We start from the raw sequence: 25,075 nt of genomic DNA on the forward strand, positions 1-25,075 counted from the left end.
ATCAGAGTTTCCCGAACAGAGATGCCGTGTCGGACATACGGTTGGAGAAGCCCCACTCATTGTCGTACCAGGCACAGATACGGACCAGCTCACCACCATCAACCAGCGCTGTCTGCGTGGCATCAAAGGTGGAGGAGAACGGAACGTGGTTGAAGTCATGGCTCACCAGCGGCTCCGTGTTGTAGCCGAGGATGCCCTTCAGGCGGCCTTCGGAAGCCTCACGGATGGCCTCGTTGACTTCCTCGACGGAGGACGGCTTGCGCTTCGGCACGAAGTCCAGGGAGACGAGGGAGACGTTCGGCGTCGGCACGCGGATGGCCGTGCCGTCCAGCTTGCCCTTGAGCTGCGGCAGAACCAGACCAACGGCACGGGCAGCACCCGTGGATGTCGGAATGATGTTGACAGCAGCGGCACGGGCACGACGGGGATCCTTGTGCAGCGTGTCGATGGTGCGCTGGTCACCTGTGTAGGAGTGGACGGTCACCATGTAACCACGCTCGATGCCGAACTTTTCATCCAGCACGGAAGCAACCGGGGAGAGACAGTTCGTCGTGCAGGAAGCGTTGGAGACGATCTGCATGCCCGGCTTCAGGGCGTCGTTGTTCACGCCGTACACGATCGTGGCGTCGGCATCCTTGCCCGGAGCAGAAACCAGCACATGCTTGGCACCAGCCTTCAGCAGGGCAGAAGCCTTGTCACGGGCCGTGAAGAGGCCTGTGCATTCCATGGCCACATCAACACCCTGGAGCGGAATCTCTTCCGGGTTGCGCTGGGCTGTCACCTTGATCGGACCGATGGTGCGGCCCTGGTGGGTCTTGATGAGCAGATCACCATTGACGACCTCGACCTCAGCCGGCAGACGACCATGAACGGTATCGTACTTCAGAAGGTGAGCGTTGGCCTCCACGGAGCCGAGATCGTTGATCAGAACCGGCTCGACGTCAGTGCGCCCGCTTTCGATGATGCCACGAAGAACCAGACGCCCGATACGTCCGAACCCGTTGATTGCAATTTTAACGGCCATTGGTCGCTTCCTCCGTAATTGGTAGCTAAAGGACTCCTTATCCATAGCACCACTGCCAGAGAGCAACAGAGGGAAAATGAAGTTTTTGAAGCAGCCCTGCTTCCCTCTTGCGTCATGCCCGGCTTCCTGTAACCTGTTGTTTTATGATGGCTCTCTCTGTCCCCCGCTCTCTTCTGCGATTCCGCTCCACTGCCCTGCTTCTGCTGACGGCGTCCCTCTGCGGCTGCAATCCCATCGATCAACGCACGTTCGATGCGCAGGCTGGCAGGCCTCCCAGAACGGCCACCCCGGCCCTGCCTGCTCCCGCCCCGGAAAAACCGGCCTTTCTCCAGATTGCTGGCGGCACGCCAGAACGGGATTACGGGCCAGCGGTGGAGAAAGCCACCAAACTTGCACTGGGCCGCAAGAGCAACATTCTGTTCATCATCCAGGGCATGGCTCCCATGCAGCAGACGCCTGAGGCCGAGAGGCAGTCCCTCCAGCAGCTGACAGAGACGCTCGTCAACCCGGTCGCCAGCCATGTTCTGGCAGCCGGTGCCCGCCCCATCCAGCTGGAGATGAAAGTCGGCTCCAGCCCGACCGTCCAGAACAACATGGTCCGTATTTATGTCCGATAGGCACCCCCGTCTCACATGTGCCGTCCTTCTCAAGCAGGCAGACCATACCCTGCCGGGGTGGCTGGCATGGCACCTGGCCCTCGGGATTGAGCATATCGCCATCATTGATGCTGGCGCTTTTGATAATGTGCGGCAGATTGTCCAGAGTCTCCAGCAGGACTGGCCCCTCTCATGGCACCCGGTGGAGCTCCGGGAAGAGCTGAGCCCGGAAGGACGGCGCCTTGAGCTGACCCGGCAGGCCATCACCCACCTCCGGCAGATCACCCAGAACATGCCTCGGGACGTCCAGGAGGAAGCGGAGGGCGACACCATTCCCGTAGAGGACTGGATCATCATTCTGGATGCGGATGAATATCTGTCTCCTACTCGCGAACTGGCACGCCTGTTCCCCCCATCCACGGATGAAATCGCTGCCATGGCCATACATTGGCGGATTTATGGCAGCGCCGGGCATGTTCAGCCTCCTCCGGGGCATGTGGTGGCCAACCATCTCTGGCACGCCATGCCCTCTTTTGCCGATCACCGGTTCGTCCGGCTCATGGCCCGGCTGGACCAGCTGCCCACCCCAGCCAGACTGACCGATGCGCATATGCTGGGCCTGCTGCCGGAGCAGATCATCCGGGCAGATGGAGAGCCCTACCAGCCCGACAGGGAAACCCTTCCAGAAAAACCCTGGGCCGGTGGCTGCATCCAGCATTACATCTGCGCACTGGCCCATGGTGAGGACGAACTGCCTCCACCCATGCGGGCCCACTACAACCGCAACGAGCAGGTCACCCCTCCACAGGAACGTGACCTCCGGGCCATGCGCGTGCTCTCCAACCGGATGCGGGAAAGCACACTGAAGGCGGGGCTCTCCCGTTTGCAGAAGCTCGTGGAGCCGCAGCTTGAAGAAGCACGTCTGCATTATCAGGAAGATGCCACAGCACTGGGCATCCGGGACCTTGTGCAGCACGGAACCTTCCAGTACGAGCGGATACGCCCCTCCACCCAGAGTGGCCTGCTGCTGAACAACCAGTTTTCAGCCCGCTATGAAGCCGGACAGACCGTCCTTCTCCGCTTCCCTGAGGGCAGACTCCTGACGGGGGACCAGTCGGACCACCACGAACCACTCATCGGATTCTGGCTGAAGAGCACTCCGCATCTTCTCACTCTCCATGAGCAGGACAGGTCATCCTTCACACTTGGAGATGCACCCTGCCCGTTTGGCATGGCCAGCCTGCGCATCACCTTCAACACACAGAGGCAGGCCATCCATCTGCCACACGAAACAGGCCATGCCAACATGCCGCTGGAGCTGATACCGACCAGCACAGCGCCTGCCTGCCTCTTCACACCGCTACCCCCCGTTGATGAGCCGGAGGGCCTGAGCGTGCACGGGCTGCTCACATGGCTTGCCGGGCACCCCGGCCTTCCACCACATGACCTGGCACGGGCACTGCTTCTGCTATCTCCGGATTCTGCTCAACATTTGCACAATCTGGCTCCCATGCTGGGGGAATTTCTTCCATTACGGCCCCGGCCTGAATTCCTGCCCTGAGGCCCCACAGGAAAGGGGGGCTCAGCCCCCCTGAAAAAGATGGTGCAGGCCCCACAGGCTGGCTGCAACCAGCCCCCCGCCGAGACACAGCCCTGCCAGAAACAGAAAAAGTGGTGATGGGGAACTGGTCTCCCCGGGACGCTCTGCCAGGGCAGCAAGACTGGCCCGCAAGGCTGCCAGCTCTTCCTGATGTGCCCGCTCTTCATCCTGATGCTGCCGCACCACGCTGCTCTGCTGCCTTATGAAGGTCGCCGCCTCCACAGTCGTCCGGAAAAAACAGTCGACCATATGCGGCAGAATGGCAGAAGGCAGCCCATCATCTGCTGCGGCATCATAGACCAGAACACGATAGGCCGGACAGTGCAGCAGCGCCTTCATGAACATGGCGGACTCCGTCTCCACCGCCTGTGCACCGGCAATGACCAGAAAAACGATATCCTCTTCCACCCCATGCAGAGACTGACCCGCTGCCCCATCACCCTGCACGGCACGGAATGTCACGTTCCGTTCTGTCCAGAAACCACCAAGGGCCTGCTCCATGCTCTTCAGCCGGTCCACCCCGACACCAATACCCAGCAGCAGCATCCGCGCCCCTTCACGGGTTGGAAAGCTGCGCCGCTGGGGCGGCGTCCCTCGCAGAAACTGCAACAGCTCTTCCCGCTGCCTGTCGGCCTTCTCTTCTGCATCCCGCCCGACGGCCAGAACCTCAAAACGGGGCATGACCTGTCCCTGATGCAGATGCGCCCTCAACAGGCCGCAGACACGCACACGTTCTCCCGCATGAAGCCCGTCTCCCTCCAGCAGGGAAGGGGAGATGTCCAGCAGAATGGCCGTGCCCGTCTTTTCATCCAGCAGGGGCGTACTTTCCCGACGGCGCCAATGGTCCGGCCGCACCTCCCCAATCACCCCTCTGACAGTAACGGGCATCTGCCAGTCTTCAAAACGGGCGCATATCTCCGAAAGGCGGCGTCGGAACAGGAGCTGTACCTGCTCGGGCGCCATGACAGGAAAACCCTTTTCCGGCCTCACCGAAGGAGCCACAGAGGACCGCCGTGAAAACACCTCCATAACTGCACCTCCTTCTCAAAAATAAAGGCCCCGAAACTGGAGCCTTCTCTATCATCTCATGAACGGAACGGCGAAGAGCCTTCCCTGCATGCCTGAAAAACCATGGTCAGGCTGTCGGAGCGAACAGCCCTTCATAAAGCTCGGGCCGGAACCCCACCGTAACGGTCTTTCCGCTCTCAAGCACGGGGCGACGCACCAGGGTTGGATGCTCCAGCATCAGCGCCACGGCACGGGCTTGTGTCAGGTCCTGCTTCTGTGCCTCATCAAGACGGCGAAATGTCAGGCTGGAACGATTGAGCAGCTTCTCCCACCCTACAGCCTCAACCCAACCTTCCAGCAGGGCAGCTGTCAGCCCGTCCTTGCGAACATCATGATAGCGGACGGGAATCCCCCGGTCCTCGAGCCACTTCATGGCCTTCTTCACCGTAGAACAGGTCTTGATCCCGTACAGGACAACCGTATCAACCATAATGACCGTGCCTCTCCAGCAAGGAAACAGAAGACATCATATTATCAGGAGAAAACAGGAGACAGATAAGAGGCTTCATCAAAAACTGAAGAATGGTGCTGCTGGCGAGGATTGAACTCGCGACCTCTCCCTTACCAAGGGAGTGCTCTACCACTGAGCTACAGCAGCACTGCTGTCCCATGGCGGGTTAACTAACCTGTTCGCCCCCGCCATGCAACCCCTAATCAGTCGTCCCGATAAATCTTTTCGTGCCGCTCGTGCCGTTCCTGCGCCTCCAGCGACAGGGTGGCAATCGGACGGGCCTCCAGACGCTGGAGCCCTATCGGCTCACCCGTTTCCTCACAGTAACCGTAAGAACCATCCTCAATCCGGGCCAGAGCCATGTCGATCTTGATGATGAGTTTGCGGGCACGGTCCCGGGTCCGCAGCTCGAAAGCCCGGTCCGTCTCCACGGTGGCACGGTCTGTCAGATCAGCCTCACGTATCCCACCCTCGGAAAGGCTGGCCAGAGTTTCCCCCGCCTCCTTGAGAAGGTCCATCCGCCAATGCAGCAGCTTCTGCCGGAAATAGGCAAGCTGCCGTTCATTCATGAACTCTTCATCATCGGAAGGGCGATAGTCAGGTGAAAGCGTGATCATGCAGAACTCCCTCTCGCAGAGCTTCCCTCACCTCACCGCTCCAAAGCGAGACGGGCAGAGAAGTCGGATGCCCGGGTTATATCGACCCCACCAGATAACGCCAAGACAGAGAACCGCTTTTTTTTAAATGGATACTCCCTGTCATCCCCAGAATATTGACAGATTCCTCCTTCCCCTATTTTATGAAATATAATTCACAAGAGATATTCATTGTGAATTTACAAAAATTATACTTGTAATTTAATCCATGTTAACTGATTTTCCCCAGCATATTAAGGGGGATTTTTCAGTTCTTCGCCAAGGCCCAACGGCTGGCCCGGACCCGCAGAACACGCCGCCGCTCCATTTCCAGCACCTCAAAAAGCCAGCCAGAGAAAACCACCTTGTCCCCCTTGGCAGGCACCCGACGCAACAGGGCCATGAGAGCCCCTCCCAGAGTATGATAACGGCCATCATCCGGTGGTACGGCGATATCCAGACGGACACAGACATCATCAATCGGCATGGTGCCATCAAGGATATATTCCTCCTTGCCACCGGATTCAGAATTTTTCTGTGCGGCCACGTCCAGCGCCTCATCACCAATAATGGCCTCGAACACATCAGAGGGGGTCACGATCCCTTCGAAAGAGCCATACTCATCAAAGACAAACACGATCCCGAGGGAAATCCCCTTGAGGCGCTCGATCATCCCCTGTGCGGTCAGACTGTCCGGAATGGCAGGCGGGGTCCGCAATACAGCGTCCACGGACAGGGGCAGACCCAGCAGAAGCCTGTCCATCACATCCTTGGCCAGCATGACACCGACAGGATGGTCCACATCACCATCACAGACCACAATGCGCCCGTAAGATGACTGGCGCAGTTTCCTGGCCAGTGTTTCCTCATCAGCATTGCGATCGACCCAGAACAGCTCGTTGCGAGGAGTCATGATGGCCCGGACGGGGCGATCCGCCAGACGGAGCAGACGCTCGATGATGGCCCGCTCCTCCGTTTCCAGTATTCCGGCCTGCATCCCCTCCTGGAGGACAGCCTTCAGCTCTTCCTCCGTCACCGTCACACGGGGCATGGAGCCGAGGCCGATCAGCCGCAGGACCATGTCCGTCGTTTTGCTCAGCAGCCAGACGACCGGCCTCGTACACCAGGCCAGCACCACCAGGGTGGATGAAAGATGGATGGCAATGGTTTCCGGGCGCCGCAGGGCTATCTGCTTCGGCACAAGCTCACCAAAGACGAGCATGGCAAAAGTGATCGCCGCCACGACACTGATGATGGCCAGCTCCCCCGCAAAAGGCTGTGGAATGGCCAGATGTTCAAAAAAATGCTGAACTCCCTCCTCCAGCTGGCTGCCCCCGAAGGCACCTTCCAGAATGGAGACAAGGGTCATGCCGATCTGCACTGTCGGCAGGAAATTCTGAGGGTTTTCAGCCAGCTTCAACGCCCGCTCCGCACCGGCAACCTTTTTCTGTGCCAGATTGGAGAGCCGGGCCCGCTTGGCCGAAATAAGCGCAAGCTCCCCCGTGGCGAAAACGCCATTAAGGAAAATCAGAAGAACAATTGTCAGGACAGGAATCATCATGAGGCCATCCTGCCCTGATCTGCCCCATGCCACAAGGACAGTCAGGGCAGGAAGACAGGGGTGCCTTACTTGGCAGCCGGAGCCGCCGGGCCTTCCATACGGCCATTGATGCGGACACGCGGCCCACGAGCCGGCTTCTTGCCGCTTTTGGCTTCTTCGCCTTCGATACGCTCAAGCTGGCGGGCCACTTCATCATCGTAGCCATAAGAGGCCGGACGCTGGTTGGCCAGAGAGATTTCCGGAGCCATCGGCTTTTCCGTCTCCGGTCCCTGAAGAGCCACCTTGATGAAGTGCAGCGGGCGGCGGACCGCGTCCATCACGGCCGTGGACTCGTACCCGGAATGGACCATGCAGTCGGCGCATTTTTCATAAGCACCTGTGCCGTACTGGTCCCAGGCCGTGTCGTCCATCAGCTCCTTGAAGGTCTTGGCATAGCCTTCACCCAGCAGGTAGCAGGGGCGCTGCCAGCCAAACACGGTACGCAGCGGCTTGCCCCACGGCGTGCAGTGATAGGTCTCGTTCCCGGCCAGGAAGTTCAGGAACAGCGGGGACTGCGTGAACCGCCATTTGTGGCCCTTGCCAAGGCGGAAGATATCACGGAACAGCGTCTTGGTCTTCTGGCGGTTCAGGAAGTGTTCCTGATCCGGCGCACGCTCATAGGCGTAACCCGGAGCCGTCATCACGCCATCCACGCCCAGCTTCATGACCTCATCAAAAAAGGCAGCCACACGCTCGGGCTTCACACCATCAAAAAGGGTGCAGTTGATGGAAACACGGAAGCCCTTGGATTTGGCAAGCTTGATGGCCTTGACCGCACGCTCGTACACGCCTTCCTGACAGACGGACGAATCGTGCATCTGCTGGTCACCGTCCAGATGGACATCCCATGAGAAGAAAGGAGACGGCTTGTAGTCGTCGATCTTCTTCTCCAGCAGAAGGGCGTTGGTGCAGAGATAGACATACTTCTTGCGGGCCACCAGACCTTCAATGATCTGCGGCATCTCCTTGTGCAGCAGCGGCTCGCCACCGGCCACGGCGATCACAGGGGCGCCCGCCTCGGTATCAGCATCCATGCACTCCTGATAGCTCATGCGCTGATTGAGGATCTTTGCGGGGTAATCAATCTTGCCACAACCTGCGCAAGCCAGATTGCAGCGGAACAGCGGCTCAAGCATCAGCACCAGCGGATAGCGCTTGCGTCCTGTCAGGTGCTGCTTGAGAACGTACCGTCCAACTCGGACAGCCTGCATCAATGGTACGGCCATTATAATCCTCTGATCATTCTCTCCATCGGGGCTGCATCACGGTATCAGGACACCCGTGCCCAGCCATGGAACATCCCTCCATGACCGGGACCCACCACGAAACCTGCCGGTTCCTTCGCAGAAGCAGCCGGGAATTGCAAGCACAAGAGAAGCTCCCTCCCCTGGTTGTCACAGGCTCCCGGCACCACATGCACCCGCTATAACGCCGACAGACTCGTTCATTCAATGATAATGCGCTATACTGCCGCCCCGACTGTAGCAGATTCACCACAGTGACGCGGCATCCTACAGGGACCCCGTGCCAAGAGTCTCATGGCCTCTTGCATGGACAGGAACATAGGAGGAAAGAACATGCACATGAAACGTTGTCTTATGTTTTCCATCAGCATGATGGCCTTGCTGGCAGGCGTCCCCGCCGCCATCGCCCCTATCTCCGCCCATGCGGCCGGGCGCACCCCCGCCGCCGCCCCGGCAGGGGCAGCCACACCACAGGCCCCGATCAGTGGCCTCTACAAAGCACTTGAGCAGTCCGAACAGTCCGGGGCTGGCATCGGCAAGCGCAGCGCCATGATCGCCCCGCTGGTTGACCAGGCCTTCGACATGGATGCCATCCTCAAGCGTTCGGTCGGCCTGCATTATGACCAGCTCTCCGCTGATGAACGCAGTGCCCTCATCAATGCTTTCAAACGGTTCACCGTGGCCCGCTATGCCTCCACGTTCAAGCCTGGGACGAATGCCGTTTTCACTGTCAGCCAGACTACGGAAGAAGATGGACGCACCATCGTCCACACGACCATCGGCAACAGGAATGACTCCGCCGAATCAGCCACACCCATTGACTATGTGATGGTCAAAGGCCCGAATGGCTGGCGCATCGTGGACATCCTGCTGGATGGCCATATCAGCCAGGTTGCCGCCCAGCGTTCCGACTTCAAGACCATTTTCAGCCAGAGTGGCGCCAATGGCCTGGCTCGTACGCTGACAAAGAAAGCGGATGATTTTCTACAAGACTAAAACCGGATTGCATGGCTTTTTCCTTTCCAGCTCTCTCTGACAACGTATCAGGCCATCAGAAACGTCATGACATGGCTGGCAGAGCTGTTCTGCCAGCCAGGCAGACGACCATGATGCCCCTCTGCGGAGCTCTTCCACACCAGTTCCATCATTCCTGCGGACACTCCTGCTGATGCCCTCACTGCTTGCGATCGCCTCTGCCGTAAGCGGCATCTTTTCACTGGCTGGGCATCTCCAGGGGGCCATCGGCACCGGGCTGCTGCACCGTTTCCGCCGGACAGCCCATATTCCCGATGAAACATTGAGCCCCCTGCACCATGATGGCACCCTGCCAGCCGTAACCATCATGAAACCCCTTCACGGGGACGAGCCGCTGCTGGAAGAGGCTCTGGAAAGTTTCTTCAGGCAGGATTATCCGGCGCCCCATCAGATCGTCTTCGGCCTTCAGGATGAACACGACCCGGCACTGGCCGTCGTCCGGCGCCTCCAGAAGCGCTACCCCGAACGGGACATATCTGTCGTCATCGACCAGACAGAGCACGGCCCCAACCGCAAGGTGGGCAATCTCATCAACATGTTTCCTGCCTGTAAACATGATGTCCTGATCATTTCTGATTCCGACATCCATGTCAGCGCAGACTACACGGCCAGCATCGTACGGGCACTCCAGCAAGACGGCGTGCAGCTTGCCACAACCCTCTATGCAGGCCTGCCCGCCAGCAATACGCTCGTCCGCAAGCTGGGGGCATGTGGCATAAATACAAACTTCCTTCCCGGTGTCATGATGTCCCGCCTCATGGGGCGGCAGGACTGCCTGGGGGCCACCATGGCCCTGCGGCGCAAGCATCTGGAAGACATCGGCGGACTGGAAGCTCTTGTCCAGCATGTGGCTGATGACGCCGTGCTGGGGCAGCTCATCCGCCACAATGGCGGCAGAATTGCCCTAGCACCCACCATCTGCCAGACAACCGTTGCCGAAACGGGCCTGGGGGCCCTCTTCCAGCATGAACTGCGCTGGGGACGGACTGTCCGCAGTGTGGAGCCTGTCGGTTATGGTCTTTCCGCCCTCCAGCTGCCGCTCTTCTGGGGCAGTCTCTGTGTCCTTTTTGCACCAGCCCGGTTTTTTTCCTGGGCACTGCTGGGCGGGGGGCTGCTCTGCCGCAGTGCCATGACATGCCACATCGGACGGCTGACAAACTGCGCCATGCCCGGCCTTTTCCCCCATCTCATCTTCCGGGACTGGCTGTCGGCCGCTGTCATGGTTGGCAGCGCCCGTGGCACGCAGGTGACCTGGCGGGGACAGTCGCTGCACATCTCCCGTGGCAAAAAACTTCCGAAGTCCCTATAACAAGCTCAATTAACCTTGTGTGCCCCTTTTCCCGTCAACGAAACCGGCGTTGACAGGCCCGACATTATCAGGAGTGTCCGTTCATGTTGAGAACACTGTTTCTGCAGCCCCCATCTTTTGATGGCTTTGATGGCGGTGCTGGCTCACGCTACCAGGCAAAGCGGGAAATCCGCTCCTTCTGGTACCCCACGTGGCTGGCCCAGCCTGCAGCAATGGTGCCTGGCTCACGCCTGATCGACGCTCCCCCGGCCAAGATGGGCATGGGCCCCATCCTTGAGGATGTGAAGAATCGTGATCTGGTGATCATGCACACCTCCACGCCGTCCTTCCCGTCTGACGTCCGTGTGGCCAAGATGTTGAAGGAAACCAACCCGAAGCTGAAGATCGGCATGGTCGGAGCCAAGGTGGCTGTCCAGCCTGACGAAAGCCTTGCACAGGGCAGCCCGATCGACTTCGTGGCCCGCAATGAATTCGACTTCACCATCAAGGAAATTGCCGAAGGCAAGCCCCTTGCCGAGGTGGATGGCATCACATGGCGCAATGAGAATGGTGAGATCATCACCAACAAGGACCGCGCCATGATTGAAGACATGGACAGCCTGCCTTTCGTGACGGAAGTGTACAAGCGTGACCTGAGAATTGAAGATTACTTCATCGGTTACCTGAAACACCCGTACATCTCCATTTACACGGGCCGTGGGTGCAAGTCCCGCTGCACCTTCTGCCTCTGGCCGCAGACAGTGGGCGGGCATCGCTACCGCACACGCAGCCCGGAGCATGTGGCAGCCGAGATCAGGCTTGCCATGAAATATTTCCCGCAGGTGAAGGAATTCTTCTTTGATGATGACACCTTCACCGATGACCTGCCCCGTGCCGAGGCCATCGCCCGGGAGCTTGGCAAGCTGGGCGTGACGTGGTCCTGCAATGCCAAGGCCAATGTGCCTTACGACACGCTGAAGGTGCTGCGGGACAATGGGCTGCGCCTGCTTCTTGTCGGGTATGAAAGCGGCAACCAGCAGATCCTGCACAACATCAAGAAGGGCATGCGCATCGAAACGGCCCGTGAATTCACGAAAAACTGCCACAAGCTGGGCATCAAGATTCACGGAACATTCATCGTTGGCCTGCCGGGTGAGACAAAAGAAACCATCCGTGAGACCATCGAATATGCCAAGGAGATTGACCCGCACACCATGCAGGTGTCTCTGGCAGCTCCCTATCCGGGGACCTTCCTGCACAAGCAGGCCTCTGAAAATGGCTGGCTGAATGAAGACGAAGCTGAGCTGATTGATGAGAACGGCGTGCAGATCGCCCCGCTGCATTACCCGCATCTCTCCCATACGGAAATCTTCAAGAGCGTGGAAACCTTCTACAAGGAGTTCTACTTCCGCCCCTCCAAAATTTTTGCCATCGTCAAGGAAATGATTACGGACCCACAGATGCTCAAACGCCGCCTGCGTGAGGGTGTGGAATTCTTCCAGTTCCTCCGTCAGCGTCACTCCTCCTGACACTGGCCTGAAGCGACTGAACAGGGAAAAGGCGGCCTCACCAGAGGCCGCCTTTTTCATGACATGCCCTGACATTCACATAAGAGCCTGATTGAGGCATCATGCGGGCCCACTGCCACACAGGGCCACCCTCTCACCTTCCTCCCACGAGCCAGACCATGACAGTTTCCTCCCCCCGCCGCGTCATTTTCTCTGCTGATGATTTCGGCATGAGCGTGGAAGTCAATGAAGCAATCGAGGAAGCCCACCGCAATGGTCTCCTCAGCACAGCCAGCCTCATGGTGGCCGCCCCTGCCTTTGAGGATGCCCTGCGACGGGCAAAAAGACTGCCCAACCTGCGGTTGGGGCTTCATCTGGTCGTCATTGAAGGGGATTCCCTGCTGCACCTCCCCATCATTACGGACCAGAAGGGCTGGTTTGGCAGCAATCAGCTACAGCTGGGCCTCCAGTATTTTTTCTCGCCCACCACACGTGCTGCCCTGAAAAAGGAAATCCATGCCCAGTTTGAGCAGTTCGCCCGTACAGGCCTGCAACTGGATCATGCCAATGCCCACAAACACATGCACCTGCACCCAACCATCGGGCAGATGATGATCCAGACGGGCAGAACCTACGGACTGCGAGCCATCCGCACTCCCATGGAACCTGCCGACCCACTGGGGGAAACGCCCAGTCTTGGCGACCAGGCCCTGGAGCAGTGGACCCGTGTCCTGCGCCACCAGATTCGCCGCACTGGCATGAAAACCAATGATTCCTGCTTTGGCCTGCGCTGGTCCGGCCATATGACACCAGAACGCATCCACAGACTGATCCCACAACTGCCACCTGGTATCAGTGAAATCTATTTTCATCCGGCAAAAGGCCAGAACAGCCAGATGGCAAGCCTCATGCCCGGCTATCAGCCCGAACAGGAACTCGCCACACTCACGAGCCCTGCGACAAGAGAGCTGCTCGCTGCCCACAACATACAGACCACCACATGGGGTGCTCTCTGACCCTCCCCATCCACAACCTGCAAAAAAGGCCAGCCCTCGAACCGCAGGGCTGGCCCTTTCTCTATCCCGGCTGCATGAGCCTCAGGCTTTCAGGGCGAAGCCTTCATCAGGGCGGCCTCCAAGACGGGCAATGACATGGCCTGCGGCCTCATTCCCCAGCGTGGCGCACTCCACCAGAGACCGCTTCCGGCCATATCCAGCCAGAAAGCCAGCAGCGAAAGCATCCCCGGCCCCCGTCGTATCAACAACCTTCACAGGCTTTGTCGGAACATCATGCCGTGTAGCACCAGCCTGCACGACAGCCCCTTTCTCACCCCGTGTCACGACACCCAGCGCCACATCCCCAGAGAGAGCCTTCAGTGCCTCATCAAAATCTTCCGTCTCGTAAAGGGCCAGGATTTCCCCTTCATTGGCAAACAGGATATCAACCGATTCCGACACAAAAGAACGGAACGCCGCCTGATGACGCTGGATGCAGAACGCATCTGAGAGTGTCAGGGCCACTTTGCGCCCCGCCTCATGGGCCAGACGGGCAGCCTGATAGAACGCCTCCTGCGCCTGCGGACGATCGAACAGATACCCCTCCAGATAGGTGATGGCCGAGCCAGACACGACATCGGCCATCACATCCTGCGGGGTGAACTCCACACAGGCGCCCAGATAGGTGAACATGGTACGCTGACCATCCGGCGTAATCAGCACAATGCAACGGGCCGTCGGGATTCCCTCTTCACCGGCGAGCGGAACAGACGGAAAGGCAATGCCCTGCGCCTTCATGTCAGACGTGAACTCTTCACCAGCCCTGTCAGCAGCTACCTTGCCCAGATAGGCCGTTTTCGTTCCCATACGGGCAGCCACAACGGCACTGTTGGCAGCCGAGCCCCCACCGGCCACCTGCTCGACACGAATACGCTGTTCGATCCGTGCCATCGTGGGGGCATCAATCAGGGTCATGCTGCCCGGAGTGGCACCAAACTCGGCCAGCATCTCGCTGCTGACGGTGGCCAGCACATCCACAATGGCATTGCCAATGCAGAGAAGGTCATATCTGGGAGCAGTGGAAGACATAAACGGCGACTTTCTTTCGTTTTCAGGCGATCAGCCTGATACCATAACGCCCGTGGCGGGCATATCAATGCCTCTTTGCCACCCGGCATTGACAGGTTATGAAAAAGCCCCCTTTACTGGTCCCGCCACCTGGCCAGAAACATCTTCTGGCTCTATCCGGGTCGTACACCTGCTGGAACGGTGTTCCGGTATCATGTTTCAACCGCTCTGCCGTGATGCAGCCCACTCCAACCACCCGACCAAAGGAAATCATGTCTCTTCCCACGCCTCCCTCCCCCATGCCCGGTTCTGCGCCCCGCCAACGGGCTTCCTCCAGCCGCTTCAGTGGTCAGGACAAAGGCGGCTACACCGATAATGCCCGTACGCTGGTTGTCCATAATGGCATCACCATCCGTGGTACTGTCGAAAACATCGAACGCCTCATCATTGAAGGCACGCTTGAGGTAGACCACCTCACCGTCAAGGAGCTCGCCGTCGCCCCAGACGGCTGCTTCCGTGGCAAGGTCGAGGCAGGAAGTGCAGAAGTCTCCGGTACGCTGGAGGGCGAACTGACCGTTCGCAACACGCTCACCATTCGGGCCAGCGGACGCCTGCTTGGTGATGCGGAATGCCGTCGCCTGCAGGTGGAAGAAGGCGGGCAGATCACCGGCAAGCTGGGCATGATCACCGCACCACTGCCTGGCACGAAAGACCATCCCCACAACCACCCCCATGAAACGGCCGAGGCCCCAGCAGGCAAGCCCAAGAGCTGACCTGCCCCCTCATCATCTGGAAACGGAAAAGGCTGCCATTCCTGCACGGGATGGCAGCCTTTTTCATGACAGCCCGCAAGCCGCAGTCACGCTCTCAGTGACGACGATCCCGAATCTTCACATAAGCAATGGCGGCATGTTCCGCACAATAAGGCTTGCCGGGCAGTGGTGTGGCACCGCAGAAATGGAAGTCTGGCGTGCCGGGATCTCCGAGAGGCCACTGGCATGTCGGCCCCTGCCGCAAGGTGCGATCGATCGTATCACGCACACGCCGCGGCGGAGCCACCTTACGCTGGGCGACCGGCGCTGCCGGACGTGCCGCTGGCTCGGCTGCTTTGGGATTTTCAGCAGGAGCCGCTGCAGCTGCTTTCGGAGCTGATGCCTTGGCTGGCTTTTCGGCTCCGGCCGGTCTGTCCGCCTTGACACTGGCTGGTTTTGCCGGCTCCTCCGCAGCAGCAGGAGACACTTTCACCACCTTGGGAGCCGCAGCCTTTTTCTTCTCCGCAGGCTTGGCAAGCGCTGCGGAGGCGGCCTTCTCCTCCACAGCCTCAGATGTGGCCTCGGCCTTGCGGGTCCGGGTACGTGCCGGTTTGGCAGAGCCCTCCGCTGCGGCCTTGTTGCGGATGGGAGACGGACGAGGCGGCAACCCAAGGCGATGAGCCTTGCCAACGACCGCATTCTTCGTAATAGAAAGCTGACGGCCAATCTCAGCCGTTGAGAGACCCTGCTCCCAAAGCTCCTTGAGCCGCGCGATCAGCTCATCTGTCCATTCCATAGCCATCCACGTTTTCTCCACTCGTTCCCACAGCACACAGCCATGGCGGTCTCCCACCATGCTTAGCAGAAACCGGGCCAACCCAAAACCGGCCCCATCTCCTCACCTGCCGTGTGGCTCATCCACCAGCGCAGTTTCCGGGCAACAGGGCTTCATCCCCTGTCCACGACCTGCAACTGGCCTTTACTGACAAACAGAACCTTCTCCCCCCGGAGCAGGGCCTGCGCCTCATGCCCGAACAGTTCGGCCCGCCATCCTTTGAGAACCGGCAGGTCCGTCTCCCCCTGCGCCAGACGCTCCAGCTCATCCGAGGAGGCAATCAGCCGGGCTGCCACGCGCCCTTCCTCACTCCGGGCCGTAAGAAGAACCTTGAGCAGAGCCAGCACACCGGAAGGCGCACGGGGCCGCTCCGCCTTGCGTTTGTGCGGCAGTTCCGGCCGCTCGCTCTCCGGGCACTGCTCCCCCTGCTGTACGGCAGCCAGCAGATCACGCCCCAGATCACTTCTGGCAAAATCAGCCGTGACACCACGGATCCGTGCCAACGTCCCGCTATCATGCGGACGGGCCACGGCAATCTCCAGCAGGCTTTCATCACGAATGATTCGCTGGCGGGGCATATCCGCCTGCTGGGCCGCTTCTTCCCGCCATGCAGCCACCTCCCGCAGGACGGCCAGTACCTTCCTGTTGCCTGTGCGGGGTTTCAGCTTCATCCAGAGCCCTCTGGGATCCGGCCGGAAGAGGCTGACTTCCCCCAAAGCCGCAAGCTCATCCTTCACCCAGGGCAGGCGGCCCTGTTCCTCCAGCTGGCCCAACAGCTTTTCATAAATGACCCGCAGATGGGTCACATCCGCACTGGCGTAGGCGATCTGCGCCTTTGAAAGAGGCCGGGCTGCCCAATCGCTGAAACGGTGTGACTTGTCGATGCCCTGGCCTGTCATGGCAGACACGAGATTGTCATACCCGACCTGCTCACCAAACCCGGCCACCATGGCTGCTACCTGCGTATCAAACACATTGACGGGCAGCTGGTCGAATAAATGGAGGAAAATCTCAAGGTCCTGCCGGGCAGCATGAAAAACCTTCACGCACGCAGGCTCTGCCAGAAGAGCCGCCAAGGGAGACAGGTCAATGCCCGGCACACAGGCATCAATCAGGGCAACATCCTCACAACCACCAAGCTGGACAAGGCACAGGCGGGGCCAGTAGGTTCTTTCCCGCACAAACTCCGTATCCACCGTCACGAACGCTTCGTGACGCAGCTTCTCACAGAGGGATGCTACCCCAGCCGAGGTAGTGATCATGACAGGGGCAGGAAAATCGGGCTTTTTTGACATGGCGGCCATTCTACACCGTCTGCCGGAAACTGACCATCTCCCTCATGCGCTCCCCCTTTATGAAAACGGCCCGGCAGCAGGGTAACCCCCGCCATCCGGGCCTCATGCCATCCGCCATAGCAAAACGGCATCAATCGATATGGGCCTCCAGCCATGCCTTGAGCTGGCTCTTCGGCAGGGCGCCCATCTGCTGGGCAACCGGCTTGCCCGCCTTGAAGAGGATCATCGTCGGAATGCTGCGCACACCGAAGGTCGTCGGGGTCTCCGGGTTGGAGTCGATATCCACCTTTGCCACCGTGACACGGCCCTTGTAATCCCTGCCGATCTCATCCAGCGCCGGGGCAATCATACGGCAGGGACCGCACCATTCTGCCCAGAAATCCACCAGAACAAATCCCTCAGCCTTCAGGACATCCGCCTCAAAGCTCTGATCCGTCACAGCTACTGTATGCTCGCTCATGATATGATCCTTCCCCACACAAACACGATCTCACCTGTAGTGTCTCTGCCATAGATCAGACGCAGTGACCAGCAGCACACCCCACCATGACCGGGGCCTCATACGCCCTCATGAAATCATGACTTCTCCGGTACTGTTACCTTCGCAGATGGACCATCTACTTGAGAAACAGGTATTGCCGTGCAGCGTAATATGTTTTCTCTATGATAAACAGAGGGTAACAGACATCATGCCATGCCCCGGTCATCGGGGGAGGTTTTCCTGTACATCCAGCAGAGACTCCGGCAGCGCCGTCACGGCAGGCCCATCCACCCAGACAATGAAACACCGCACGGGACAATGGGGATACAGCCCCTGCATGACACGCCGGTAGCTGGCCATCTGCCCCAGATAGGCCGATGGTACACGCTCCGGCCGGGATGGGGGGCGGCCCGTCTTGTAATCGCAGAGCCAGACCGTCTGTCCATCAAAGCGGAAGCGGTCCACCTGCCCCAGCACGACCCGACCCGACCCGTCCCCCGGGCGGCCCAGCGTACCGGACACACCCTGCTCGGCCCGGCTCCCCGGCCCGAAAAGCGGCGCAAGAACATCCATCTCCACGACAGAAACCACATGCCCTGCCAGACTGGTCACGTCCTCCTCCGCCAACCCCGGCATGGTATGCCGCAGCCATGCTTCGGCCTTCAGCCGCCGCTCTGATGCGGGCAGGTCCGGCAGGAACTGGAGCAGCCTGTGGACCAGCGTCCCCCGCTCCATGGCATCCTGACGGCGACGGGCCGGCTGTGGAATGACCAGCCCCTCCCGCATGATCTCCAAAGGGGACCGGGCCGCAGGCAATGGCCCATAGGCCGCCGCTTCCGGTCGGCTTGGGGCCAGAGGACGGGCCAGGGCATCCTCATGGGGGGCAGGGGTCACCTGCCAGTCCGGTGCCTGCCCCATCCAGGCAGGCAGAGCAGGCCGGACCGGCGCCGCATCGGGACGTATCCCCGCTACTGCCGAAGCCATGACGGGCATCTCCAGCACAAGACTTTCCCCCTCCCAGTCTCCTGCGAAAGGTTCATCCTTCACCGTCAATCCCATCCGGAAGAGACTCTCCAGATCATCATGCCCATCCCCGGACGAACCGACAGCCTCCTCTCCCAGTTGCTCTTTCAGACGGTTCATGCCAGCCAGACAATGATCATACCAACAGCTCTGACTGCTGTTCTTCTTGGGCTTCCAGCCACAGATGAGCAGCGCATCACTGGCACGTGTCAGAGCCACGTAGAGCAGACGGTTCTTCTCCTCCTTCTGGCGGGCCTGCTGGTGTGCCAGAAGCTCCCGTGTCCGCTCCGTCCCCATCTTGACCTGTGGTATCCAGAGCGGCCCATGTAACGCATCATCCGCAAGGCCACCCTCCGGCATATCGGCATCCAGCTCTGTCCAGAGCAGAGGGTCAGGCCGGCCAGCCGTACCTGTCATATCAGGCAGAATGACCAGACGGGCCTGCAACCCCTTGGACCGATGGACCGTCATGATGCGCACGGCATCAATCTCGGCCTCCACCTCACGCTTGCTCTCCACCGTACTGGCACGCAGCCAGTGCAGGAAACCCTGGAGGGATGGCGGATGCTGGGTTTCATATGTCAGGGCGACCGTCAACAGTTCATCCACCGGTTCGGCAGCTTCAGCACCAAGACGGGCCAGAAGGCGGGTCCGTCCCCCCTGCACACCCAGCGCCTGCATGAGAATCTCGTAGGGTGAATCATAATCCACACGTTTGTATAGGGCCTGCAACCGCTCCCATGCCGCCCGCCATTCCGGCCGCTCCTCATGCCGCCGGGCCAGAAGACTCCAGAGCGGCATCCCGCCCCGCCCCAGCTCACGCCGCTGCCCATCCGCCGTGGCCAGGGCCATGAGAGACTCATCACTCAACCCACCAAGGGGGGATGTCAGCACGCTGGCCAGGCTGAGATCATCCTGCGGCAGAAGCAGCGCATCACAAAGGGTCATCAGGTCCTGCACGGCTGGCTGCTCCACCAGCCCGCTGCTGATGAAGCTGGCCACCGGCACACCCCGTGCCTTCAGAGCCCGAATCAGCGCCCGCAGGAAGGCGGAGCGCTTGGGCACCAGAATCATCACCTCTCCGGCCTTCAGCGGGGCCGTGTCCGACTGGAGCGGACGGCCGATCTGCGCCCGTATATGCGTGGCCAGCGCATCGGCCAGACGCTGCTGGGTGCTACGCTGATCCTCGTTCTTCTCCGGCGCACGCCATGGATCAGGCACTTCTCCGACTGTACCATCCACAGGTACCAGAGGCCACAGCTCCACACGCCCCCCACCGCCGGACCGGGCCGAACGGTGGATGAGCCTGCCATCTTCCCCCGGCTCCCGCAGGCCGTCCCGTGCAGCCTCTCCCGCAAAAACGGCATCAACAAATTTCAGAACCGGCGAGAGGGACCGGAACGACACATTGAGCTGAGGTTCCTCCCAGAGAAGACCGGCATTCTTCACACGGCGAGCGAATTCCTGCCGCCATTTGTGGAACTGTTCCGGCTCTGCGCCCTGGAAACTGTAGATGGACTGCTTGAAATCCCCCACCGCAAAGATGGTCCGGGGACGGGGCATGTCCTCCCGCACGCCGGAACCAGAGAAAAAATCTGTCGTCAGGGCCCCGGCAATTTCCCATTGCAGGCCGGAATTGTCCTGCACCTCATCCAGCAGAAGATGGTCGATACCGCCATCCAGCTTGTACAGCACCCATGCTGCCCCCGGCTCCCGCAGGACAGCCCTCGTCCGGGCGATCAGATCATTATAATCGACCGTGCCACGGTTTCTTTTCTCATCGGCAAAACGCCCCATGACCGGCAGGGCAAGGGACAGAAAAGCCGTGTTGATCTCCAGAAGCCGCTGGATACGGATACGCTCCTGCATCTCCTGCTGGCGTCTGGCTTCATCCAGAAGACGCTGTACCAAATCGGGGGCCGCCTTGCGGGCCTTGGCCCCCAGATGGCGGCTCATGTCCATGACCCCGCCTTCCTTCGTGAACAGGAGCGACAGCAGGAAGGCATCATCCCGCTCGGCAGGATTATCACACTCCAGCCATCTCAGGAACGTTTCGAACTTTTCCCTTTTGGAAGGCGCCAGCTGCGGCAAAGCTGCCTGAATGTCCGCCCGCCATGCCGCTTCATCTTCCAGCTGGCAGGCTTCGACCTTCAGAACCTCTGAAAACTCGCTCCCTACATCAAGAAGCCCCTGATAGGCCTCTTGCACCCGCTCCGGCCACATCTCCCAAAGCCGCAACAGGGGCTGAAGCAGACCTGACTGAGCATTGAACTGCCCAAGCAGGCCCATCAGCCTGTCAAAACCGGTCAGGCCTGCCAGAACCTGCACAGGGTCCTGATTCTGCGCCAGACTGTCCTCCAGCGCACGGCGAAGGGCCATCTGTCCGTCCGCCTCTTCCATCAGGACGAAATGCGGGTCCAGCTCTGCCTCCAGTGGGAAGCGCCGCAGAAGGGACTGGCAGAAGGCATGAATGGTTTCAATCTGCAAACCGCCCGGCGCATCCAGCACTTTCAGGAACAGCCCACGGGCACACTCCCGTGTAGCAGCCGTGTTGGGCACATCCAGTGCAGTCAGTGCCTCTCCCAGTCTTTCATCTGAAAGAGACACCCAGCGACCGAGATGGCTTTGCAGACGATGCGCCATCTCAGCGGCAGCGGCTTTCGTATAGGTCAGGCACAGGATGCGGGAAGGCTCCGACCCGTCCAGAAGGACAGGCTGCCCATCCTCACCAATCTGTTCCAGTGGCAGCATGAGACGTAACAGCCGGTCAATCAGCAGCTTTGTCTTCCCCGACCCTGCCGAGGCCGACACAAAGACGGAAGCCATGGGATTCGAGGCCTTTTTCTGTGCCGTATTGGCCTCTTTCAGGGCCCGCTGATGGTTATCCTGTCCCTGTGATGCAAGCTGGATCATTCTTAATCGTCTCCTGCCAGACGCCATTCCGCCACACGGGCAAGCTGGGTGTAATCGCTGTAACGGTGCTCTTTCCCTGCCCATGGCTGAGACCGGTAAGGCCGGGATGGATCGTCATAATCCGTCAGAAGAGTCCGCAGCTGCTCAAGAGCCGGGCCAACCAGATCACCCAGCGTCACTTCTGCCCTCACGGAGGGAATGACCACTTCCTTGCCGGGTTCCTCTCCGCCGCTCAGTTTCCAATAGGCCAACGCGTCCGTTTCCACGGCAGGCAGGCCTTCGAAAGCACCCTCCTTCAGAAAGGCAGCCTCCAGCACCAGCTGGGATGACCAGCCTGCGATCACCTCGTTGCTTTCAGGGGGTGTTCCTGTCTTGTAATCAAGGATGCGCCCCGTGGTGTCCTCCTGCCCCGGCGTATTCCACAGATCAATCCGGTCGGCCCGTCCTGTAATATGGAAGTCACCACCCGGCAGGCCCCGTAGCGTATAGGCCAGAGAGACCTCTGTATGAGACGTACAGTTCAACCGCCCTACACGACGCCACTCCTCCTGCGCCAGTACCCAGTCGGCAATACGATGCAGGCGAGGCCGCCACCAGCTGGCAAGAGCCGGATTCACCAGAGCCTCATCAAGGGCATCATCAAAATGACGGTGCAAAATCTGTGCCGCATGGGCCGGCCATGTACCGGGATGCTCCCTGATCATGCGCTCCAGAGCCGTATGGACGATCTTCCCGTAATCGGCGTGTTCCGCCCCTTCTTCCAGCGGGGCCAGAACCTTCAGCCCCAGCACATGACGGGCATAGATGGTGTAGGGGTCCAGCTTGAGCGTATCCAGCTGGGTAATGCTCAGCCGCCGGGGGCGCAGAGACAGGGGAGGCCGTGGCTTGGGGGGAGCTACGGGCTTTGCCTCCCCGGCAGGCATGTCCAGCATGGTCTGCCACGCCAGTGCCGGGTGAACGGGAAGCGTGATCTGCCTCCCTTCCAGAAACGCTGAAAGGCGCATCAGCCACCGGGCCGGGACGGCGGGTGACCCTTCCCGCCGCTGGGCATTGGACAGGATGACCTGCTCCGACGACAGGGCAGCAGATACAAAGTCATGCGCCTGTGCACCAATCCGCCGCTCCGGTGACGGCAGGCCGACACGCTGGCGCATCGGGCGGCTCATCCACGGGCCGGATTCCGCTGCGGGAGGCCAGCTGCCTTCATTCAGCCCTCCCAGAATGACGGTATCAAAAGCCAGCAGGCGGGCTTCCAGCACGCCATAGATGGAGATTCGGGGATGGGCGAGTTCCACACCCCCCTGGTAGCCCCGCAGCCCTGTCAAAGTCTTGCCCGCCATGCTGGCCGTCAGAAACCCCTCCAGTGCCCTCAGGGGCTGGGGTGGCAAGTCCCCCGTATGGCTCATCAGCTCCACGAAATGCCGGGACAGGGCCCCGCCATCTTCCCCCAGCCAGAGGCGGGACCCAGGGCGGGGCTGGTCAGCCCCGTACCCCTCACCCTCCACCGCTGCGAGCTGTTCGGCTGTCTCCAGAAGGGCAGCCAGAAGCTCTGGCACACGGGCGGTTGACTCCAGCCCCAGCAGGGGCCTGAACGCTTCTTCCATCCTGTCCAGAAATATTGCGAGGCGTTCCGGGCTGTCTGGTGCATCAGCCTGATAGCCATTATCCGTCTGCTGCGCCTCCTGCAAAGCCTCAAGAGCATGGCGCAGTCCATCCAGCCCCGGCTGGGGAGCCGGCCCCCGTAGCAGCCGCCTTTCCAGAAGGCGGGCACTGGCCCGGGCACGGCCGGGACTCCCCCCCAGAGCTGCCAGCGGATGCTTGAGAACGGACAGCAATGCCACCGGGCTGAACCGGGCCGTCACGGCCTGGGCGATCAGCCGCAGGAATACGGCCGCAGGGGTACGGACCAGCGGCTCTCCTGCACTATCATCCGCATGGATACCAAAACGCAGAAGCTCCGCCCGGACACGGTCGGCCAAACCACGATCCGGCGTCACAAGAGCACCGGAGCGCCCCGGCTGGCTGGCCACGTCCCGCAGGATCAGGGCAATGGCCTGCGCTTCCTGCTGCGAATCCGCTGCTGGCAGCAGACTGATGCCAGAAGGACGGACATCACCCACCGGCTGCCCCCAGCAGGCAATGCCTGCCTCTGGCAACATGACATGCTGGAAAAGATTTTCCCGCTCCGGCCGCAGCGGATATCCCCATATGGCAATATCCGCCCGATTTATCCCGGCCCGGGACAGGAATTCACGAAACAGGGCCTGTGGATGGGTGGGAGGAAGCTGGTTCCACCACTCATCCTCCATGCCGCAATCCAGCCCCTGAAAGACCACCATGCCTCGTGGCAGGGCCGCCACAGCCTCCAGCGCCGTGGCCACCCCGGCAGACCCATCCACAAAGCCTACGGCCCAGAGCGGATAATCCGGCGGCATATCCGCCCAGAGGCGGGCCTGCGCCTCAATCAGGGCGACCTGACGGGCCATGATGTTGCTACGCTCTTCCTCCCGTAGAATGGCAGGCCATGCTTCCGTGACGATCCGAAGGAACTCCAGCGTCTTCTGCCAATGTCCGGCAAAATCATCAGCCACGGCTTTCGGCAGGGCTTCATATAAGTCCACACCATTCCGCTCGGCATCATCCATCAGCTCTGCCAGAGCCTGCGCCAGCGGCCAGACCCGGTCGATCGTACCGCCGTCCCGGCCTGATACGGTCGTGAAAAAAGGTGCCGCCAGAATCAGCCGGGCCAGAATGGCCAGCCGGAAAACCGGCCCCACAGAAGGCGGAACAGTCTCATCAACCGTCATGGGAAACAGGCTCTGCTGCTCCACATCTCCCAGAGCCACGATGGCAGGCAGCAGGGCCGGACGGCCATCCAGAACCCGCAGGAAGGCTTCCATCAAGGCACGGGCCACACGGCGGCCAGGCACCAGAATCGTGCCATTGTCACCACCGCTGCGCCCGTCCGGGCCAGCCTCCACCCCCACACGCTCCAGCCAGTTCTGCACGACCGTATCCAGAAACGGACAGGATGCCGGAATGGTTGCAATATTGAGCGGATGTGCCTGTCCCATCAGCCTCTCCTCCCTTCAGAAAAAGAGGACAGGGCCTTCAACCGTTCCTCCGGCCAGCCATGCAGGGTCACGATGCGGGCCTCCTCGCCGGTCCCCTGCGCAAATGTCAGATGCAGGGCCCCGGCTGGCAGCATATCCTCAGCACGATCGGGCCACTCCACCAGCATGATGCTTTCACAGGCATCATCCCATGAGAGTTCATAAAGTTCATCCGGCCCGGAAAGTCGCCAGAGGTCATAATGGAACACCGTTCCGGCTTTCGTCTCGTAAGGCTGGACAAGCGCAAAGGTCGGGCTGGGGACCTCCAAAGCCTCATCACCAGCCATATGGCGGATCAGTGCCCGGGCAAACGTACTTTTGCCGGCTCCCATCTCACCCTGAAGGGCCAAACAGTCCCCCTGTCGCACCATGTCCGCAAGATGCCGTGCCAGAAGCACTGTCTGCTGCTGAGAAGAAAGATGCACGTCCATCAGACACAACGCCCCGTATCGCTACCCGTAACAGGCGCCAGCATTGCTGAAGCCTCCCCCGGACACAAGAGGGAGCCCCACAACCCCCGGCCGTTTCTCTCAGCAGACCAGCCAATGGAG

General features: G+C 60.3%; 20 protein-coding genes and 1 tRNA gene. 7 read left to right on the plus strand and 14 right to left on the minus strand.

Annotated features, from left to right (window positions below; translation table 11 throughout):
* Position 1: 1 nt before the first annotated feature.
* Positions 2-1,024, minus strand: a complete 1,023-nt coding sequence (gene gap / locus ASO19_RS01875) for a type I glyceraldehyde-3-phosphate dehydrogenase (RefSeq protein WP_103765262.1) — start codon at positions 1,022-1,024, stop codon at positions 2-4.
* Between the two features lie 143 nt (positions 1,025-1,167).
* On the opposite strand from gap, the gene ASO19_RS01880 reads away from it, so the two are divergent.
* Both ASO19_RS01880 and ASO19_RS01885 read left to right on the plus strand, forming a co-directional pair.
* Positions 1,168-1,641: a hypothetical protein gene (locus ASO19_RS01880; protein WP_081562809.1), complete on the plus strand. Its 474-nt coding sequence runs from the start codon at positions 1,168-1,170 to the stop codon at positions 1,639-1,641.
* Positions 1,631-3,181, plus strand: a complete 1,551-nt coding sequence (locus ASO19_RS01885) for a glycosyltransferase family 2 protein (RefSeq protein ID WP_103765263.1) — start codon at positions 1,631-1,633, stop codon at positions 3,179-3,181. Before ASO19_RS01880 ends, ASO19_RS01885 begins: the two co-directional genes overlap by 11 nt.
* 21 nt (positions 3,182-3,202) lie before the next feature.
* On the opposite strand, the gene ASO19_RS01890 is transcribed toward ASO19_RS01885, so the two are convergent.
* From ASO19_RS01890 to hpnH, 6 genes are all read right to left on the minus strand, one after another.
* Positions 3,203-4,183 (minus strand): hypothetical protein, encoded by a 981-nt coding sequence (locus ASO19_RS01890; protein ID WP_143539921.1) that lies wholly within the window; start codon positions 4,181-4,183, stop codon positions 3,203-3,205.
* A gap of 172 nt (positions 4,184-4,355) precedes the next feature.
* Entirely contained in the window at positions 4,356-4,718 is a 363-nt protein-coding gene (locus ASO19_RS01895) for an arsenate reductase (RefSeq protein WP_043558089.1), read from the minus strand.
* 93 nt (positions 4,719-4,811) lie between these two features.
* Positions 4,812-4,886: transfer RNA gene (locus ASO19_RS01900), tRNA-Thr, on the minus strand.
* A gap of 56 nt (positions 4,887-4,942) precedes the next feature.
* Entirely contained in the window at positions 4,943-5,356 is a 414-nt protein-coding gene (dksA, locus tag ASO19_RS01905) for an RNA polymerase-binding protein DksA (protein WP_043558086.1), read from the minus strand.
* 286 nt (positions 5,357-5,642) lie between these two features.
* Positions 5,643-6,935, minus strand: coding sequence for a hemolysin family protein (locus ASO19_RS01910; RefSeq protein WP_043558084.1), 1,293 nt, complete (start codon positions 6,933-6,935; stop codon positions 5,643-5,645).
* A 65-nt stretch (positions 6,936-7,000) separates the two neighbouring features.
* Positions 7,001-8,200 carry an adenosyl-hopene transferase HpnH gene (hpnH, locus tag ASO19_RS01915; RefSeq protein WP_043558082.1) on the minus strand — a complete coding sequence of 400 codons (1,200 nt, stop codon included), beginning with the start codon at positions 8,198-8,200 and terminating at the stop codon, positions 7,001-7,003.
* Between the two features lie 357 nt (positions 8,201-8,557).
* On the opposite strand from hpnH, the gene ASO19_RS01920 reads away from it, so the two are divergent.
* The 4 genes from ASO19_RS01920 to hpnK all read left to right on the plus strand — a co-directional run bounded on the left by ASO19_RS01920 (position 8,558) and on the right by hpnK (position 13,065).
* A complete protein-coding gene (locus ASO19_RS01920; RefSeq protein ID WP_181005180.1) occupies positions 8,558-9,214 on the plus strand; it encodes an ABC transporter substrate-binding protein in 657 nt (218 codons plus the stop codon).
* A 172-nt stretch (positions 9,215-9,386) separates the two neighbouring features.
* Complete coding sequence (hpnI, locus tag ASO19_RS01925; RefSeq protein WP_103765264.1) at positions 9,387-10,562, plus strand: bacteriohopanetetrol glucosamine biosynthesis glycosyltransferase HpnI; 1,176 nt, start codon at positions 9,387-9,389, stop codon at positions 10,560-10,562.
* Positions 10,563-10,645: 83 nt separating this feature from the next.
* Complete coding sequence (gene hpnJ / locus ASO19_RS01930; protein WP_043558074.1) at positions 10,646-12,070, plus strand: hopanoid biosynthesis associated radical SAM protein HpnJ; 1,425 nt, start codon at positions 10,646-10,648, stop codon at positions 12,068-12,070.
* Between the two features lie 158 nt (positions 12,071-12,228).
* Positions 12,229-13,065 carry a hopanoid biosynthesis-associated protein HpnK gene (gene hpnK, locus ASO19_RS01935; RefSeq protein ID WP_103765265.1) on the plus strand — a complete coding sequence of 279 codons (837 nt, stop codon included), beginning with the start codon at positions 12,229-12,231 and terminating at the stop codon, positions 13,063-13,065.
* Between the two features lie 81 nt (positions 13,066-13,146).
* On the opposite strand, the gene ASO19_RS01940 is transcribed toward hpnK, so the two are convergent.
* On the minus strand, positions 13,147-14,133 hold the full coding sequence (locus tag ASO19_RS01940) for an adenosine kinase (RefSeq protein WP_103765266.1): 987 nt from the start codon (positions 14,131-14,133) through the stop codon (positions 13,147-13,149).
* Between the two features lie 251 nt (positions 14,134-14,384).
* On the opposite strand from ASO19_RS01940, the gene ASO19_RS01945 reads away from it, so the two are divergent.
* A complete protein-coding gene (locus ASO19_RS01945; RefSeq protein WP_258036086.1) occupies positions 14,385-14,885 on the plus strand; it encodes a bactofilin family protein in 501 nt (166 codons plus the stop codon).
* A 94-nt stretch (positions 14,886-14,979) separates the two neighbouring features.
* Here ASO19_RS01945 and ASO19_RS01950 read toward each other — a convergent pair whose 3' ends face one another.
* From ASO19_RS01950 to tsaE, 6 genes are all read right to left on the minus strand, one after another.
* A complete protein-coding gene (locus ASO19_RS01950; RefSeq protein WP_103765291.1) occupies positions 14,980-15,666 on the minus strand; it encodes a GcrA family cell cycle regulator in 687 nt (228 codons plus the stop codon).
* Between the two features lie 146 nt (positions 15,667-15,812).
* Positions 15,813-17,003, minus strand: coding sequence for a ribonuclease D (rnd, locus tag ASO19_RS01955; protein ID WP_103765268.1), 1,191 nt, complete (start codon positions 17,001-17,003; stop codon positions 15,813-15,815).
* A 121-nt stretch (positions 17,004-17,124) separates the two neighbouring features.
* Positions 17,125-17,454, minus strand: coding sequence for a thioredoxin TrxA (gene trxA, locus ASO19_RS01960; protein ID WP_043558061.1), 330 nt, complete (start codon positions 17,452-17,454; stop codon positions 17,125-17,127).
* A 243-nt stretch (positions 17,455-17,697) separates the two neighbouring features.
* Positions 17,698-21,411 (minus strand): double-strand break repair helicase AddA, encoded by a 3,714-nt coding sequence (gene addA / locus ASO19_RS01965; RefSeq protein WP_103765269.1) that lies wholly within the window; start codon positions 21,409-21,411, stop codon positions 17,698-17,700.
* A gap of 2 nt (positions 21,412-21,413) precedes the next feature.
* Entirely contained in the window at positions 21,414-24,485 is a 3,072-nt protein-coding gene (gene addB / locus ASO19_RS01970; RefSeq protein ID WP_103765270.1) for a double-strand break repair protein AddB, read from the minus strand.
* Positions 24,485-24,955 carry a tRNA (adenosine(37)-N6)-threonylcarbamoyltransferase complex ATPase subunit type 1 TsaE gene (tsaE, locus tag ASO19_RS01975; protein WP_043558472.1) on the minus strand — a complete coding sequence of 157 codons (471 nt, stop codon included), beginning with the start codon at positions 24,953-24,955 and terminating at the stop codon, positions 24,485-24,487. Before tsaE ends, addB begins: the two co-directional genes overlap by 1 nt.
* Between the last annotated feature and the right edge of the window lie 120 nt (positions 24,956-25,075).

Source organism: Parasaccharibacter apium (assembly GCF_002917995.1).
In the GTDB taxonomy this organism is placed as follows: Bacteria; Pseudomonadota; Alphaproteobacteria; order Acetobacterales; family Acetobacteraceae; genus Bombella; species Bombella apis.